The sequence below is a fragment of the Agrococcus jejuensis genome, assembly GCF_007679035.1.
In the GTDB taxonomy this organism is placed as follows: Bacteria; Actinomycetota; Actinomycetes; order Actinomycetales; family Microbacteriaceae; genus Agrococcus; species Agrococcus jejuensis_A.
In genome coordinates this window covers 46850-62981 of the sequence record NZ_VEFR01000003.1, presented here as the reverse complement: position 1 = coordinate 62981, position 16132 = coordinate 46850, and the positions used below count along the sequence as shown (strand labels likewise).

Annotated in this window: 14 protein-coding genes; 8 read left to right on the top strand and 6 right to left on the bottom strand. The window is 72.9% G+C overall.

From position 1 onward, the window contains the following. Positions 1-10 precede the first annotated feature (10 nt). The 5 genes from FS793_RS10710 to FS793_RS10690 are packed head-to-tail and all read left to right on the top strand — an operon-like array spanning position 11 to position 4788. On the top strand, positions 11-526 hold the full coding sequence (locus tag FS793_RS10710) for a TRAP transporter small permease (RefSeq protein WP_144720511.1): 516 nt from the start codon (positions 11-13) through the stop codon (positions 524-526). 42 nt (positions 527-568) lie between these two features. Continuing rightward, entirely contained in the window at positions 569-1858 is a 1290-nt protein-coding gene (locus FS793_RS10705) for a TRAP transporter large permease (protein WP_144720510.1), read from the top strand. Between the two features lie 15 nt (positions 1859-1873). After that, on the top strand, positions 1874-2893 hold the full coding sequence (locus FS793_RS10700) for an asparaginase (protein WP_144720509.1): 1020 nt from the start codon (positions 1874-1876) through the stop codon (positions 2891-2893). 3 nt (positions 2894-2896) lie between these two features. Continuing rightward, positions 2897-4174 (top strand): MFS transporter, encoded by a 1278-nt coding sequence (locus tag FS793_RS10695; protein WP_144720508.1) that lies wholly within the window; start codon positions 2897-2899, stop codon positions 4172-4174. Next, complete coding sequence (locus tag FS793_RS10690; RefSeq protein ID WP_144720507.1) at positions 4171-4788, top strand: isochorismatase family protein; 618 nt, start codon at positions 4171-4173, stop codon at positions 4786-4788. The genes FS793_RS10695 and FS793_RS10690 overlap by 4 nt, the downstream gene beginning before the upstream one ends. Before the next feature lie 75 nt (positions 4789-4863). Here the strand turns inward: FS793_RS10690 and FS793_RS10685 are convergent, their stop codons facing one another. Next, a complete protein-coding gene (locus tag FS793_RS10685; RefSeq protein ID WP_144720506.1) occupies positions 4864-6195 on the bottom strand; it encodes a DUF2510 domain-containing protein in 1332 nt (443 codons plus the stop codon). Positions 6196-6262: 67 nt separating this feature from the next. After that, positions 6263-9559 (bottom strand): efflux RND transporter permease subunit, encoded by a 3297-nt coding sequence (locus tag FS793_RS16255; protein WP_186329457.1) that lies wholly within the window; start codon positions 9557-9559, stop codon positions 6263-6265. Positions 9560-9693: 134 nt separating this feature from the next. Here FS793_RS16255 and FS793_RS16250 point away from each other — a divergent pair, with 134 nt between their 5' ends. Genes FS793_RS16250 through FS793_RS10670 form a run of 3 tightly spaced genes read left to right on the top strand, consistent with a single transcriptional unit; the run spans position 9694 to position 10954 of the window. Next, complete coding sequence (locus FS793_RS16250; protein WP_186329456.1) at positions 9694-10272, top strand: hypothetical protein; 579 nt, start codon at positions 9694-9696, stop codon at positions 10270-10272. Further along, complete coding sequence (locus tag FS793_RS16245; protein WP_369008505.1) at positions 10269-10571, top strand: GIY-YIG nuclease family protein; 303 nt, start codon at positions 10269-10271, stop codon at positions 10569-10571. Before FS793_RS16250 ends, FS793_RS16245 begins: the two co-directional genes overlap by 4 nt. 35 nt (positions 10572-10606) lie before the next feature. Continuing rightward, positions 10607-10954, top strand: a complete 348-nt coding sequence (locus FS793_RS10670) for a cupin domain-containing protein (protein WP_144720504.1) — start codon at positions 10607-10609, stop codon at positions 10952-10954. Between the two features lie 232 nt (positions 10955-11186). Here FS793_RS10670 and acs read toward each other — a convergent pair whose 3' ends face one another. The 4 genes from acs to FS793_RS10655 are packed head-to-tail and all read right to left on the bottom strand — an operon-like array spanning position 11187 to position 15961. Beyond that, positions 11187-13232 carry an acetate--CoA ligase gene (acs, locus tag FS793_RS10665; RefSeq protein WP_440130466.1) on the bottom strand — a complete coding sequence of 682 codons (2046 nt, stop codon included), beginning with the start codon at positions 13230-13232 and terminating at the stop codon, positions 11187-11189. Beyond that, positions 13223-14086 (bottom strand): ABC transporter permease, encoded by an 864-nt coding sequence (locus FS793_RS16615; protein WP_260980123.1) that lies wholly within the window; start codon positions 14084-14086, stop codon positions 13223-13225. Before FS793_RS16615 ends, acs begins: the two co-directional genes overlap by 10 nt. Continuing rightward, positions 14083-15099 carry an aliphatic sulfonate ABC transporter substrate-binding protein gene (locus FS793_RS10660; RefSeq protein ID WP_144720502.1) on the bottom strand — a complete coding sequence of 339 codons (1017 nt, stop codon included), beginning with the start codon at positions 15097-15099 and terminating at the stop codon, positions 14083-14085. Before FS793_RS10660 ends, FS793_RS16615 begins: the two co-directional genes overlap by 4 nt. Positions 15100-15148: 49 nt before the next feature. Then, positions 15149-15961 (bottom strand): ABC transporter ATP-binding protein, encoded by an 813-nt coding sequence (locus FS793_RS10655; protein ID WP_222123742.1) that lies wholly within the window; start codon positions 15959-15961, stop codon positions 15149-15151. Positions 15962-16132 lie beyond the last annotated feature (171 nt).

Here is a 16132-nt window from a genome sequence, read left to right as displayed (position 1 = left end):
AGGAGCGATCGTGGTGATCGCCAAGGCATCCGCCGCCCTCGTGCTCGCGGCACGCATCGTGTCCGGCGCAGCGCTCGTCGCGCTCATGCTGCTGTTCTGCATCGACGTCGTCGCGCGCTATGCGCTCGGCAGCCCGATCGACGGCGTGCTCGAGATCACCACGACGCTCCTCCTCCCCCTCGTCGTCTTCGTCGGCATGGCGCTGTCGGTGCCCGTCGACGGCCAGGTGCGGATGGGCGTGCTCTACGACAAGGCGCGCGGCATCCCTCGGCGCGCCCTGCGCACGCTCGGCGGCATCATCGCCGTCGCCCTATGGGGACTCGTGGCGTGGCAGACCGGCGAGCGCGCCCTCGACTCCATGACGGGGCACGAGGTGTCGACGGTCTCGTTCGCCCTCCCCGTCTTCTGGGGCTACCTCATCGTGGCGCTCGGGTCGGCCCTCATGGCCGTCGTGTCGCTGCTGCACCTGCTCCTGCCGGAGCCCGAGCGCGGCGACGACGACGCTGCGCTCGACGAGGGCGTCTGACGCCCGCCGCCCTCGACCCGACACCCCTCCAGGAGCCTCCGCATGGACCTCGTCATCCCGCTCGTCCTCTTCGTGGCGCTGCTGCTCGCCGGCGTGCCCGTCGCCTGGACCATGGCGGCCGCCGGCGCCGTCGGCATCCTCATGATCACCGGCAGCACCCGCACGCTGCTCGGCGCGCTCGAGACCATCCCGTACGGCGAGGGCACGAGCTTCAGCCTCATCACGATCCCGTTGTTCGTCCTGCTCGCCTACGTCGTGCAGCACTCGCGCCTCTCCGACGACCTCTTCGACGCGTTCGCAGCGTGGATGGGCAGGCTGCCGGGCGGTCTGGCGGTCGCGAGCGTGTTCTCGGGCGCCATGTTCGGCGCGATGTCCGGCACCTCGGTGGCGTCGGCGACCGTGATGTCGCGCATGGCCGTGCCGCCCATGGATCGCTACGGCTACTCGCGAGCGCTGTCGACGGGTGCCGTCGCCGCCGGCTCGACGCTCTCGACGCTCATCCCGCCGAGCGTGGTGCTGATCGTCTACGGCATCTCGACCGAGACCTCCGTCGGCCGCCTCCTCATGGCGGGCCTCGTGCCCGGCGTGCTCATGGCCGTCGCGCTCGCCGTCGTCGTCATCGTCGCCGTGCTCGTGAAGCCATCGCTCGCCCCGCGCGGCGCGACGTCGACGTGGCGCGAGCGCGGCACGTCGCTCGTGAAGGTGCTGCCCGTCATCGGCCTCCTCGCCGTGCTCATGACGCTGCTGTACTCGGGCGTCGTCTCGCCCACCGAGGTCGCGGGCGTCGGCGCGCTGCTCGCGATCGCGCTCGGCGTCGTCATGCGGCGCCTCACGTGGAAGGGCTTCACGGAGTCGCTCGCGCAGACGGTGCGGATCACCGTCATGATCTTCGCGCTCTTCATCGGCGCCGGCCTGTTCGGCCAGTTCCTCACGCTCGCGCGCGTGCCCCAGCAGGTCGTCGGCTGGGTCGGCGACCTCGGCCTCGAGCCCATCGGCGTGCTGCTGCTCGTCGCGCTCATCTACGTCGTCGGCTGCATGTTCGTCGACGAGATGCCCTTCCTGCTGCTCACGCTCCCCGTCACGTTCCCGCTCATGATCGGTGCCGGCTTCGACCCCGTCTGGTACGGCGTCTTCGCCGTCATGCTGCTGAACATCGGCCTCATCGCGCCGCCGATCGGCATCGTGACGTTCATCGTCGCCGGCGTGACCAAGACCAGGCTCGCGACGGCGTACAAGGGCGCGGGCATCATGCTCATCGCCGTCGTCTCCTGCATCGCCGCATGCGTCGCGTGGCCCGAGCTCGTGCTCTGGCTGCCCGACCTGATGCGCTGACCCGAGGATCACAGCATGACCACCGCATCCCCGACGCGCCGACGCGTCGCCATCCTGCTCACCGGCGGCACCATCGGCTCCGGCGGCCACGACGACCTCGACCGGCTCGACTACGTCGACCTCGCGAAGGTGCTCACCGACGAGGAGGCGCTGCCGCTCTACCGCCTGCCCGACGACGTCGACGTCGAGCTCGCCCGCTTCGCCCGCATCCGCTCGAACGACGCCGACGAGGCGTTCTGGCGGCGGCTGCGCGCCCGCATCGTCGAGCTCGCCGCCGACCCCGGCATCGCGGGCATCGTCGTCGCGCACGGCACCGCGACCCTCGAGGAGACCGCGTTCTTCCTGCACCTCACGGTGCCGGTCGACGTGCCCGTCGTCCTCACGGGTGCGCAGCGTCCGCCGACCGCGATGGGGTCGGATGCGCAGTGGAACCTGCTCGGCGCCATCCGGGTCGCCGCCTCGACCGAGGCGCGCGGGCTCGGCGTGCTCGTGGCCATGGACGACCGCATCCTCACGGCACGCGACGTGCTCAAGTCGTCGAACCACGGCCTCGACGCCTTCCGCGCACGCGACCACGGTGCGCTCGGCGACGTCGACGCGTACGGCGACGTATGGCTGTATCGCACGCCCACCCGCCGGCACACGACTGGGACGCGCTTCGCCGCGGAGGTGGACGACTACCCGACGCCGCTGCCGCACGTGGAGATCGTGCCGGTGTGGGCGGGCATGAGCCCGTCGATCGTCGACCGCGCGGTCGAGGCGGGCGCGCAGGGGCTCGTGATCGCGGCGATGCCGCCCGGCATGACGCCATCGGCGGTCGAGGACGCCGTCGATCGCGCGATCGCCGCGGGCGTCGTCGTCGTGCAGGGCTCCCGTGCGATCACGGGCCGCGTCGCGCATCGACGAGCGTGGGACGAGCGCGGCCTCGTCGGCAGCGACACCCTCTCGCTCCCCGCCGCGCGGATCCTGCTGTCCCTCGCGCTCGCCTCCGGCATGGATCGCGACGGCGTGCAGACCGCGTTCGCCGAGCACTAGGCCGTGACGGTGCAGGATCGCGCCCGGTCCGTCGCGACCGAGCCGCCGTGGCGCACGGCCGGCGCGGGCGTGCTGCTCGTGGGGCTCGCGGCGATGTCGGTGCTCTACGCGCCGCAGGCGCTGCTCGCGCCGATCGCCGCCGAGTTCTCGCGCTCGGCGTTCGAGGCGAACCTCGCGGTGTCGGCGACGACGGCGGGCATCGCCGTCGGCGTCTTCCCCATGGCGTGGATCGCCATGCGCGTCGGCAGGCGTCGGAGCATGACGGCTGCGCTCGTCGCGGGCGTGCTGCTCACCGCGACGACGGCGCTCGCGGACTCGTGGTGGATGCTCGTCGCCGCTCGCGTCGGCGCCGGGCTCGCGATCGCCACCGTGCTGGTGTCGGCGCAGGCGTGGGTCGGCGCCGCCGTCGCGCATCCCGTCTCCCGGCGTGCGGCGGGTCTCTACGTCGCGGGCACGACGGCGGGCGGCATGGCCGGCCGCATCGTGTCGGGCGTCGTCGCCGAGCAGTGGGGATGGCGTGCGGGCGTGCTCGTGGTCGACGTCGTCGTCGTCGTCGCGACCATCGCAGGCGTCGCGTTGCTGCTGCGTCACGACCGCCGACCCGACCGCGGCGTGCTCCGCCGCGCGCCGTCGACGCGTGCAGGATCGGCGCCACGCATCGCGCGCGTCGCGCTCGTCGCGATCGGCGGGCTGGGTACGACGATGTTCGTCGGCGTGTTCAACGCCGTGACCTTCCGCATGCTCGAGCCGCCGTTCGAGCTCGGCGTCGCCGCGACCTCCACCCTGTTCCTCTGCTACGCCGCCGGCACGTGGTCGTCCGCCCGCACGGGCCGGATCGTCGAGCGGCTCGGCGCGCGCGGCGCCGTGCTCGCGGGTACGGCCGTCGCCGCGATCGGCATCGCCGTCACGGTCGTCGACCACCTCGCCGCCGTCGTCGCAGGGCTGCTGCTGCTCGCCGCCGGGTTCTTCGTGGTGCACACGACCGCATCGTCGACGATCGCGGTCGTGAGCCCTCGCCCCACGATCGGCTCCGCCTGGTACACCCTCGGCTACTACGCCGGCGCGTCCGTGGGGGCGCTCGCGCTGGGAGCCGCGTGGGATGCGGGCCGCTGGCTCGCCGTCGCGACCGCCGCGCTCGCGCTGCTGAGCGCATCCGCCATCGTCGCGCTCGCCCTGCCGGCCCGCACGGCCGACGGCGACGACGCCCCCACATCTCCCGACCCCGGCACCGTGCCCGACGACGCCGACGAGACCGACCCCCACCGAGAGGACACCCCATGACCACCGATCCCTTCGCCGCAGCCGGCTACGGCGCCAAGGCCGTCGGCTTCGGCCGCAAGGCTGCGATCGTCGTCGTCGACTTCCAGCTCGGCTTCACCGACGGCGAGAGCCCCATGGCGCGCAGCCCGTACATCGATGCCGCGGTCGACCGCGCGAGCGTCGTGCTCGCCGAGGCGCGGGCGCTGGGCGTGCCGGTGATCCACACGGTCGTCGAGTACGCGAACGAGGCCGAGCTCGGCTACTGGAAGCCGTCTGGCCTCGTCGACTTCACGCCGGGGTCGGATGCGGCGACGGTCGACCCGCGTGTGCTCGGCGAGGGCGACGCGGTGGTCGTGAAGCGCTTCCCGTCGGCGTTCTTCGGCACCGACGTCGCGTCGATGCTGCGCTACCTCGACGTCGACACCGTGGTGCTCATGGGCTGCGTCACGTCCGGCTGCATCCGCGCCTCGACGATCGACGCCTTCTCGAACGGCTTCCGCACGATCCTCGCCGACGACTGCTGCGGCGACCACGACCCCGACGCGCACGCGAGCAACATGCGGGACGTCGGCCGTCGCTACGCGGACGTGCTGCAGTCCGCCGACGTGCTCACCGCGCTGCACGCGATGGCCTGAGCGGCGTCGGCTCCGGCCTCGACCGGCATGACGATGGCGGGCACCCGGTGGTGCCCGCCATCCGTCGTGCGGCGCTCAGACGGGGTCGTGCTCGCGGCGACCGCCGCGCATGACCGAGGGGGTCCAGCGCTCGCCGTCGTGCCAGCGCACCTCGGAGCGGCCGTAGGGGTCGGGGTACCAGCCCTGCTGCTGCCTCGACGCCGCGACGACCTCGGCCTCGTGACGCTCGCGCTCGGCGCGCGCGAAGTCCTCGAACTGCCGCGGGGTGGGGATGGCGGGAGCCGAGCGGTCGCCGTCGACGCGGTCGCGGCCGTAGACGTCGCGGCGCACGATCGGCTGGTGGCCGAAGGCCGACTGCACGCCGGGCTGCATCGGCGGATGCTGCGGCGCTCCCGGCCCGAACGCGGGCGGCGCGACGGGGCCGGGCTGCTGGGGCGGCGCGACCTGCTGCTGCGGCGCCGCCTGCTGCGGCTGGTGCGGCGGTGCCACGTGCTGCGCCGGCGGCTGCATCGGCACGACCGGCGCGGCGGCGTGCTGCTGGGGATGCTGCTGCGGTGCCGCCTGCGGCGGGGCGACGCGGGGCGGCTGCGCCACCGCGGCCGGCGGCGCGGCGGGAGGCTGCGATGCGGGCGGCGCGAACGCCGACTGCTGCTGCACCCACGCGGGCGGGGCGACGGGCGCGACGATGGGCGGCGGCGCAGGCGGCAGCGCGTGCTGCGCCCCGGGCTCGACCACGGCCCCCTGCATCTGCCCGAACGTCGGCGCGCTCGACCGCGGCGCCACGACGGGCACGGATCCGGTCGACCCGATCGACGGCCCCACGGGCGGCACCGCCGGCATGGGCGACGACGGCGTCGGCTGCTGCACGACGGGTGGCTGGGCGGCCGGCCTCGAGGGCGTCGGCGCGGGCGCCTGCGGCGGGCCGCCGTGCTGCGGCTGCGGCGTGCCGCCCGGCTGCCCCTGCGGGAGCCGCTGCACGGGGTTGGTCGCGTGCGACTGCGGGCCACCCCATGCCGGTGCGCCGGCGGGTCGGCCGCCGACCTGCTGCTGCGCGATCGGTGCGAGCGGGCGCTGGTCGCGTGCGGCGTAGTACGCCATCGCCGCATCCGCGGGCCACTGCCCGTCGACGCGGAGCGTGGACGGCTGGCCGGGCACGGCGGGCGGCGCGAAGGAGACGCGCGTGCCGGTCTCGGGCAGCACGCGCACCGTGACGACGGCGCCCTCGTGGCCGCCCGTGACGGGCGCGACCGAGATCGTGACGCGGTGGTCGCCCGGCGGCACCTCGAAGGTGGTGTCGCCCCAATCGAGGCGCGCTCCGAGCCCCGAGACGTCGAGCATCGGGGGTTGCGCGAAGCGATCGGCACGGCCACCCGGCGGCTGGCTGTGCACGATGAGGAAGCTGGGCATGACGTCCTCCACGAGACGGACGATGGTCAGTGTGCCAGGTGCGTCGGTGCGCGGCCTGTGAGGCGGCTCACCCTGTGGATGAGCGCAGCTCCGACCGTACCTGAGCACGCGTGCCTCGCCCGCGTCGCACCCGGCTGCGCTCGATCGATCCCTCGACGAGCAGGTAGAGCGCGGGCAGCACGACGAGCGTCAGCAGCGTCGACGAGATGAGGCCGCCGATCACGACGATCGCGAGCGGCTGCGAGATGAACCCGCCGTGCCCCGTGATGCCGAGCGCCATCGGCACGAGCGCGAACACGGTCGCCGCCGCCGTCATGAGCACGGGCCGCATCCTGCGCTCCGCACCCTCGGCGAGCGCATCCCGCACGCTCATCCCTCGATCGCGGTACTGGTTCACGAGGTCGACGAGCACGATGGCATTCGTCACGACGATGCCGACGAGCATGAGCACGCCCACCATGGATGCGACGCCGAGCGGGAGGCCGGTGACGACCTGCAGCAGGATGGCACCCGTCGCGGCGAACGGGATCGACACGAGCAGCAGCAGCGGCTGCAGCAGGCTCTTGAACGTGGCGACCATGACGACGTACACGAGCAGGATGGCGATGAGGGCCGCGATGCCCAGCTGCGTGAACGCCTCGGCGATGTCGGCGGATGCGCCGCCGACGGTCGCGGCTGCCCCGTCCGAGAGGTCGACCCCGTCGACCGCCTGCTGCACGGCGGCGCCGACGGCGCGCACGTCGTCGGTCGACGGCGTGACGGTGACGGTGGCGGTGCGGTCGCCGTCGAGCGTCGCGATGCTCACGGGGCCGAGCGAGTCCTCGACGTCGGCGAGGTCGTCGAGCGGCACGACGCCGAGCGCGGTCGGCACGGGCACCTGGCGCAGCTCGTCGATCGTCGACACGTCGCCCGTCGGCGCGAGGTAGATGCGCACGACCGAGCCGTCGAGCTGGATGTCGCCGACCGGTTGCGGCTGCATCGCCTGCGCGACGAGGCCGGCGACGGCCACCTCGCTGAGGCCCGCGTTCGCGGCCGCCGCGCGGTCGATCGTCACCTGCACGATCGGCTGCGCCGCCTCGAGGCTGTCGCTCGTCGCGGCGACGCCGTCGAGGTCGGCGACGGCGTCGTGCACGGCCTCGGTCGCGGTCACGAGCTCGTCCTCCGTGGGCGCGGTGACGTCGACCGTCACGTCGCTGCCGCCGAAGCCGCCGCCGGCCTCGGCGACGCTCGTCTCGCCGGGCTGCTCGGCGAGCACGTCGCGCATCCGCTCGATGAGCGCCGGCATGTCCGCGCCGTCCTCGGCGGTGATCGAGTACGACACCTCGCTCGTGCCGCCGCCGCCGAAGCCGAAGCCCGCGAAGGCGCCGGCACCCTGCGACACCGTGGCCTGCACGATCTCGACGCCCTCGACGTCCTCGAGCGCCGCGCTCGTCGCCGTCGCGGCGTCGAGGCGCGTCTCGAGCGAGGCGCCGGGCTCGAGCGTCTGCGTGGCGCGCACGCTCGTCTGGCCCGTGTCGCCGAGGAAGTTCACGGCCATGAGCGGCGTCAGCGCGACGCTGCCGCCGAGCACGACGAACGCGCCGACGAGCACGAGCACGGGATGCGCGAGCGTCCAGCCGAGGATGGGGCGGAAGCCGCGGCGCAGCCGGCCGGGGGCCTCCTCGTGGTCGGCGGATGCGGGCGCGGGCGCAGCGGATGCGCTGCCGGTCGCGTCCGGCGCGGTCGCGACCGCCGCCGGGGCGGCGGTCGTCGCCGGCCTGCGCAGCACCCGCTGCACGAGCGAGCGATGCGGTGCGGCGTGGTGCGGCACGGACGCCGTGGGCGCCGCCTCGGCCTCCTCGGCATCCGCATCCCTCGCGGCGCGTGCGTCCGCTCCGACGCCCGCGAGCGCAGCGGGCGAGCCCTTGGGCGCACGCAGCACCCAGAACGCGAGCACGGGCACGATCGTGAGCGCGACGAGCAGCGACGCGAGCAGCGCGATCGTGACCGTGAGCGAGAACGGACGGAACAGCTCGCCGGTGACGTTCGTCACGAAGGCGAGCGGCAGGAACACGATGACGGTCGTGACGGTCGACGCGGTGATGGCGCCCGCCACCTCGCGCACGCCGTCGAGGATCGCCCGCAGGCGCGTCGGGGCGAACGCCAGATGTCGCTTGATGTTCTCGATGACGACGATCGAGTCGTCGACGACACGGCCGATCGCGATCGTGAGCGCGCCGAGCGTGAGGATGTTCATCGTGTAGCCGGTGGCCCACAGGCCGATGAAGGTGATGAGCACGCTCGCGGGGATCGAGATCGCCGTCACGAGCGTCGCGCGCACCGACAGCAGGAACACGAGGATGACGAGCACGGCGAACGCGAGGCCCAGCAGGCCCTCGGTCGCGAGCGCGTCGATCGACTGCTCGATGAACGGCGCCTGGTCGAAGACGACCGTCATCTCGACGCCGCCCAGGTCGCGCTCGAGGTCGGGCAGCAGCGCCTGCACGAGGTTCGACACCTCGACGGTGTTGGCCGACTGCAGCTTCGTGACCGAGATCGAGATCGACTGCTCGCCGTTCACGATCGACACCGACGACGCCGGGTCGGCGTCGAGCGTGACGGCCGCGACGTCGGCGATCGTGAGGCCGGGTGCGACGGGGACGGCGGCGAGCTGGTCGACCGACGCGAGCGTGCTGCCGATCTGCACGCTGAGGGTCTGGTCGTCCTCCGTCACGGTGCCGCCGGGCAGCAGCACGCCGTTCTGGTCGATCGCGTCGCCGATCGCCTGCCGCGTGAGGCCGGCGGACGCGAGCGCGGCGTCGTCGGGCGCGATCGTGATGCGCTGCCCCTCCGCGCCCGCGAGCTCGGCGCCGCGCACGCCCTCGACGCGCTCGAGCGCCGGGATCACGACCTGCTCGATGCGGTCGACGAGCGCCGCCTCGTCATCGCCGCGCGGCACGGCGATCTGCAGGATGGGCAGGTCGGCGATCGACCCGGTGAGCACCGTGGGCGTGATGCCCTCGGGCAGCTGGCTGGCGATGCGGTTCACGGCCTGCTGCACGCGCTGCTCGGTCGTCGGCAGGTTCGTGCCGTAGGTGAAGGAGGCGACGACCGTCGACGATCCCGTCGTCGACGTGCCCGTCGTGGTCTCGAGCCCCGGCACGATCTGCAGCGCATCCTCGATGGGCCCCGTCACGTCGGCATCGACGATCTCGGCGCTCACGCCCGGGTACTGCGACGACACGACGACCTGCGGCAGCGTGATGTCGGGCACGAGCTCCGTGCGGAGGCTCGAGAGGGCGACGCCGCCGAAGATGGCGACGCAGATCGTGACGAGCGCGACCAGCGCGCGGTTGGCGAGGCTGGCGACCGAGAGCAGATGCACGCCTCCATGATCCTCGCCTCGCGCCGCATACGGCGTCCTCCCCAGGTACCGTGCTGCCACCTCCCACGGGAGGAGTGCTCAGGCTGCCGCCAGCCGCAGACGCAAGGATGAGCCTCTCTGAGCCAAGGGGCAAGATGACGAACGACGAGGGACAATTCCCGACCGCAAGCAACGTCGGGGCCGATGCACCGATCGAAGGCCATGAGGAAGTGGACGACCTCGCGGGGAGTGGAACTCCTCGCTCAGAGCTCGAGGTCTGGCTCACCGAGGACGAATCACGACTCGGTGATGTTTATCGTCTGCACGTCATCGCGGGCCTGGCACCCGCCGACGTCGCCACCCATCTCAATATCGAGACGTTCACGTTCGTCTACCAGTACAAGACCAAGATCGACGCGATCTTGGACGGCGTCATTCCTTCGTCCGAAACGCTCCGGAGAATCGTCGCATCGACCCTGCGCGCGATCTTGAAGCGCAACGCTGCGCAGTTCAGCTCGGGAGGAGTCGAGATGCTCTCCCAGACGCTCGAACGGACGGAGCAGGCGCTCCGTCGCGACAGCACGGATGCTCGCGTGCAGGTTTCCGCTCAGGTAGAGCGCGAAGCCGAGGAACGGGCTTGGCAAAACCAATCCAATCTCAGCGGATCTACGTGTTCTCGTATGGCTGGTATCTCGAGAATCCCGTCGGCGAGGACGGCGGGAACACTCTCGTGAAGGTCGGGCGCGCGATCAACGTCAAGAGTCGACTGCTGCAGCACCTTCAGGGTTCTCGCGCCCACATTCCAGAGCCAATCTCAGTGGTCCGCATCTTCGAGTGCGAGCAGGACGACTTGGTCCGAGTCGAGGCTATGTTCCACCGACTGCTAGCCACCGCTGGCCACATGAATCCGCGAAGGGCCGCTGGCTCGCGAAGTGAGGTGGGCGTGGAATGGTTCCAAACCAACGAAGCCTTCCTCGACGCCATCGCGCAGGCGCTTGGCTTGCGCACCGCCTACATCGGCGATGCCGTCTGATCCTTGCATCGCTCGCGATCCCGAGAGGAGCCATCATGGCCGTCATCCCCGCGGATGCGATCCGCGTCGCCGAGTCGCGCACCCTGCGCTTCGTCGGCGCCGAGCACGGCTCGGGCATCTCGTTCTTCCTCGTGACGAACGACCCGGGCCAGGGGCCTAGCCTGCACCGGCATCCCTACACCGAGACCTGGACGGTGCTGGAGGGCGAGGCGACGATCCGCCTCGGCGACGACGCGATCGTGGCCCGCACCGGCGACACCGCCGTCGTGCAGCCGGACACGTGGCACGGCTTCACGAACACCGGCGACGGCGTGCTGCGCATCATGTGCGTGCACGCGTCGCCCGAGATCGTGCAGGAGTGGCAGGACCCCGCCGACGCCTGACGCGCACTGAGATGTGCACGAATCCGAGCACTCGCGGCGCTGAGCGTCGCGAAAGGCCGGATTCGCGCACATTCCGCCACGACGACAGGGCGAGATGTGCACGTGAGCGGAGGGGCAGGGCACCAGACGGGTCTGTCGGCCCGCTCACGTGTACATCTCCTCACCCGATCAGCGGCTCGCCTGTACCAGGTGGGCTCGGGCACGGAGTGGCCGAGCGCCTCGGTTCGTCCCGTCAGGCGCCGTGCACGACGGCGTGGATGCGCTCGGGCACCGTCTCGTCGGTGAGGGAGGTCGTGTCGCCCAGCGGCCGGCCGTCGAACACGTCGACGAGCAGGCGGCGCATGATCTTGCCCGATCGGGTGCGCGGCAGGTCGGGCACGACGACGACGTGCCGCGGCTTCGCGACGGGGCCGATCGCGTCGGCCACGTGGTCGCGCAGGGATGCGGCGAGCTCGTCGACGTGCGGATCGCGGCCGCCGACGCCGGGCTCGTGCCCGCGCGACGCCGTCACGAACGCGCAGATCGCGTGGCCGGTGAGCGCATCCTCCACGCCCACGACCGCGGCCTCGCCGACGGCGGGATGCGCGACGAGCGCCGACTCGATCTCGATGGTCGACAGGCGATGGCCGGACACGTTGATGACGTCGTCGACGCGGCCGAGCACCCAGATGTCGCCGTCGGCATCCCACGCGGCGCCGTCGCCCGAGAAGAACGCGCCCTGCTGCCAGAAGCGCGCCCAGTAGGCATCGCGGTAGCGCTCGGGGTCGCCCCACACCGTGCGGGCGAGGCCCGGGCCGGGGCGGTCGACCACGAGGTAGCCGCCCTTCCCGTACGGCACGGTCTCGCCGTGCTCGTCGACGATGCGCGCGGCGACGCCCGGCATCGCGCGCGTCGCCGAGCCGGGCTTGAGCGTGGATGCGCCCGGCAGCGGCGCGAGGATCGCGGCGCCCGTCTCGGACTGCCACCACGTGTCGACGATCGGCGCCGTGCCGGCCCCGACGTGCTCGCGGAACCACATCCACGCCTCGGGGTTGATGGCCTCGCCGACCGAGCCGAGCAGACGGATGGTCGACAGGTCCCACTCCCCCGCATGCGGCCCCTCGCCGAAGCCGTCGGGGAACCACGTCATGAGCGATCGCACGAGCGTCGGCGCCGTGTAGTACGTCGTGACGCCGTAGCGCTCGACGATCTCGAGGTGACGGCCCTTGTGGCCGGCGTCGGGCGTGCCCTCGTAGAGCACCTGCGTCGCGCCGTTCGACAGCGGACCGTAGATCGCGTACGTGTGCGCCGTGACCCATGCGAGGTCGGCGGTGCACCAGTGCACGTCGGTGGGCTTGTGGTCGAACGCGGCCCAGTGCGTCCACGACGCCTGCGTCAGGTAGCCGCCGGTCGTATGCACGAGGCCCTTGGGGCGGCCGGTCGTGCCCGACGTGTAGATGATGAAGAGCGGATGCTCGGCGTCGAACGCCTGCGGCTCGTGGGTGTCCGCGGCGGCGCCGAGCGCCTCGTGCCACCACACGTCGCGCCCCTCGGTCCACGGGGTGTCGGGGGTCAGATCGCCTGTGCGCCGCACGACGAGCACGTGCTCGAGGGATGCGACGCCCTCGGCGGCGCGATCCATGCGCTCCTTCACGCCCACGGCCTGCCCGCGGCGGTGCTGGCCGTCGCTCGTCACGAGCACCTTCGCGCCGGTGTCCTCGAGGCGGAACCGCACGGCGTCGGCGCTGAATCCGCCGAACACGAGCGAGTGCACGGCGCCGATGCGGGCGATCGCGAGCGTGACGACGAGCGTCTCGACGAGCGGCGGCAGCACCACGACGACGCGGTCGCCCGGCTCGACGCCGAGCGCCGTCAGCGCGTTCGCCGCGCGGGCGACCTCGCGCTGCAGCTCGCCGTACGTCACGGTGCGACGGTCGCCCGGCTCGCCCTCGAAGTACGTCGCGACGCGGTCGCCGTGCCCGGCATCCACGTGCCGGTCGACGCACTGCACGGATGCGTTGAGCGTGCCGCCGGCGAACCACGTCGCGGCCGGCACCGTGAGCTCGGGGGTGCCGTCGGCGTTCGTCGCGCCGGTCGGCTCGGCGGGCTGCCACGTGCGCACCGTGTCCCACGGGCGCACCCAGTCGAGGCGCTCGGCCGCGGCGGCCCAGAACGCGTCGGGGTCGGCGGCGGCCGCATCCCACACGTCCGGCCCGACGTTCGCCTCGGCCGCGATCGCGGCGGGCGGCGGGAACGCGCGCGTCTCGAGCCGCAGGGCGTCGAGCGCGCTCACGACCAGCGCCTCGCGGCCCAGCGCTGCACGAGCGCGAGCACCGAGTCGGTGAGCTTGCCGGCGACGGCGAGCAGGATGATCGCGAGCAGGATGTGGTCGAGGCGACCGTTCGACTGCCCGCGCGAGAGCAGGAATCCGAGGCCCATCGACGCGCCGAGCAGCTCGGCGGCGACGAGGAAGAGCCACGCCTGCACGAGCGCGAGCCGCAGGCCCGTGAAGACCGCCGGCAGCACCGACGGCAGCTGCACCGAGAGGAAGGTGCCGAGCGTGCGGCGACCGAACGCGCGCGCGACCTCGACGAGGCCCCGATCGACGTGGTGCAGCGCGAGCGAGACGGTGGTGAAGACGGGGAAGAACGCGCCGATCGCCACGAGGATGACCTTCGACTGCTCGCCGATCTGGAACCAGACGATGAGCAGCGGCACCCATGCGAGGCTCGGCACGGCGCGCACGATGCCGAGGAACGGCCCGAGCAGCGACTCGAACAGCCGCGAGAGGCCCACGAGGCCGCCGGCGACGAGACCCAGGGCGGCGCCCGCGGCGAAGCCGAGCAGCACGCGCTGCAGCGAGATCGCGGCGAAGCGGCCGAGCTCGCCGCGCTCGGCGAGGTCGACGCCCGCCTGCCAGACGGCGAGGGGGCTCGCGAAGCGGTACGGCGGCACGATCGCCGCGCCGGGGATCGTGAGCGCCCACCAGATGCCGAGCAGCACGAGCGGGATGAGGGCACCGAGCGCGACGCGCACGGCGGGGTTCGCGAGCGCGCCGCGACGCGGTCGACGCCGCCCGCGGGGGCGGGCGGCGTCGAGCTCCGCGGCGTCGGCGGCGGCCGACGTCGGGCGGAGGGTCGCGGACTCGGTCATCCGGCGTCGACCGCCTGCTCCGCGAACTGCGGTGCGAGGATCGTGTCGAGCGCCGCGTCGATCGCATCCTGCGAGGCGACGTCGCCGATCTCGACCTGGATCGCGCCGATCGGGCCGAGCACCGACAGCAGCTCGTCGCCGGGCACGCCCGACACGTCGAGCCCCTCGCGCTCGTCGATGACCACCTGGGCGACCGACAGGTCGATCGCGGCGGCGTCGGCGAGCAGCTGCGCCATCTCGTCGGGGTTCGCGAGCGCCCACTCGCGCGCCTGCTCGTAGAGGTCGGCGACGGTCTGCACGAGCTCGGGGTCCGACTCGATGATCTCCTCGGACGCGTTGAGCACCGAGTAGGAGTTGAGCGACAGGTCGGTGGCGAGGATCGTCGCTCCCGCGGCCTCGGCCGTGGCGGTGATGGGGTCGAGACCGGCCCACGCATCCACCGAGCCACCCTGCAACGCCGCCCAGCCGTCGGCGTGCGCGAGGTTCTCGACCGTGACGTCGTCGATCGACAGGCCCGCCTGCTCGAGCGACTGCACGAGGAAGAAGTACGGGTCGGTGCCGAGCGCGGCGGCGACCGTGCGGCCCTGCAGCTGCTCGACCGAGGTGATGTCGGAGCCCTCGGGCGTCACGATCGATGCCCACTCGGGCTGCGCGACCACGGTCACGATCTGCTGCGGGGCGCCGTTCGCGCGTGCGAGCAGCGCGGCCGAGCCGGCCGTCGACCCGAAGTCGATCGCGCCCGAGCGCAGCGCCTCGTTGGCGGCCGACGAGCCGAGCGACTGCACCCAGTTCACGTCGTAGCCGGCGTCCTCGAGCCATCCCTGGTCGCGGATGACGATCGACAGCGGGTTGTACGTCGCCCAGTCGATGTCGACGGTGGTGGTCGTGCCGCCGTCCGCCGAGCCGGACTCGGCGGGAGCGTCCTCGCCGGCGACGCAGCCCGTGAGGGCGAGCAGGGCTGCGGTGGCGCCTGCCGCGAGGGCGGCGAGGCGGGAGGTGGTGGTGCGCGCCATGGGGATCTCTCGGTGCTGGGTCGGGAGGGAGGACGAAGGGAGGACGGGTCTAGTGCGCGTGCCGGTCGATGCCGAGGCCCGCGAGCAGCTCGGCCCGCAGCTCGGCGAGCTCGGCGGAGCCGCGATCGCGAGGGCGTGCGCCGGGCACGGTCACGATCTGCTGGATGCGCGCACCCGCCCGATCCGGCTCGGTGCCGAGCAGCACGACGCGGTCGGCGACCTGCAGCGCCTCCTCGACATCGTGGGTCACGAGCAGCACCGTGGTCGGCGCCGTGTCGAGCACGCCGAGCAGGAGGTCCTGCATGCGCATGCGGGTGAGGGCGTCGAGCGCGCCGAACGGCTCGTCGAGCAGCAGCACGCCGGGGTCGCGAGCGAGCGCACGAGCGAGGGAGGTGCGCTGCGCCATGCCGCCCGAGATGGCACGCGGACGGTGGCCGGCGAAGTCGTCGAGGCCGACGAGCTCGAGCAGCGCCGCGACGCGGGCGCGGCCCGCGTCCTTCGCGATGCCGGACGGGAGGCCGTAGGCGACGTTGTCGGCCACGGTGCGCCACGGCAGCAGCCGCGGCTCCTGGAAGCCGATCGCGACGCGGTCGTCGATGCCGGCGACGACGTGGTCGTCGATCGTGACGGTGCCCGCCGTGGCGGCGTCGAGGCCGCCGACGATGCGCAGCAGCGTCGACTTGCCCGAGCCGGAGGCGCCGAGGATGGCGACGATCTCGCCGGGGGCGACCTCGAGGTCGACGCCCTCGAGCACGGGGCGGTCGCCGAACGCGCGGCCGAGGCCGGTGACGCGCACGGTCGCGGGAGTGGAGCGTCCGAGCGACAGGCCTGCGAGGCGGTCGCCGAGCTCGACTGCGGCCACGATGGGCTCCTCCCGACCCTGCCGACGCTACGGAGGGCGGCGGATCGTCGCATGCCGAGCCGTCACGCGTCGTAACAGTGCGGCTGCGTGACGTCGGCCGCCCGCGCGCGGCTCCTCCCGACGCTCGTCGAGGCCGGCCACCAGCTGGTCGAGGAGCGCAGGCGCGCAGCG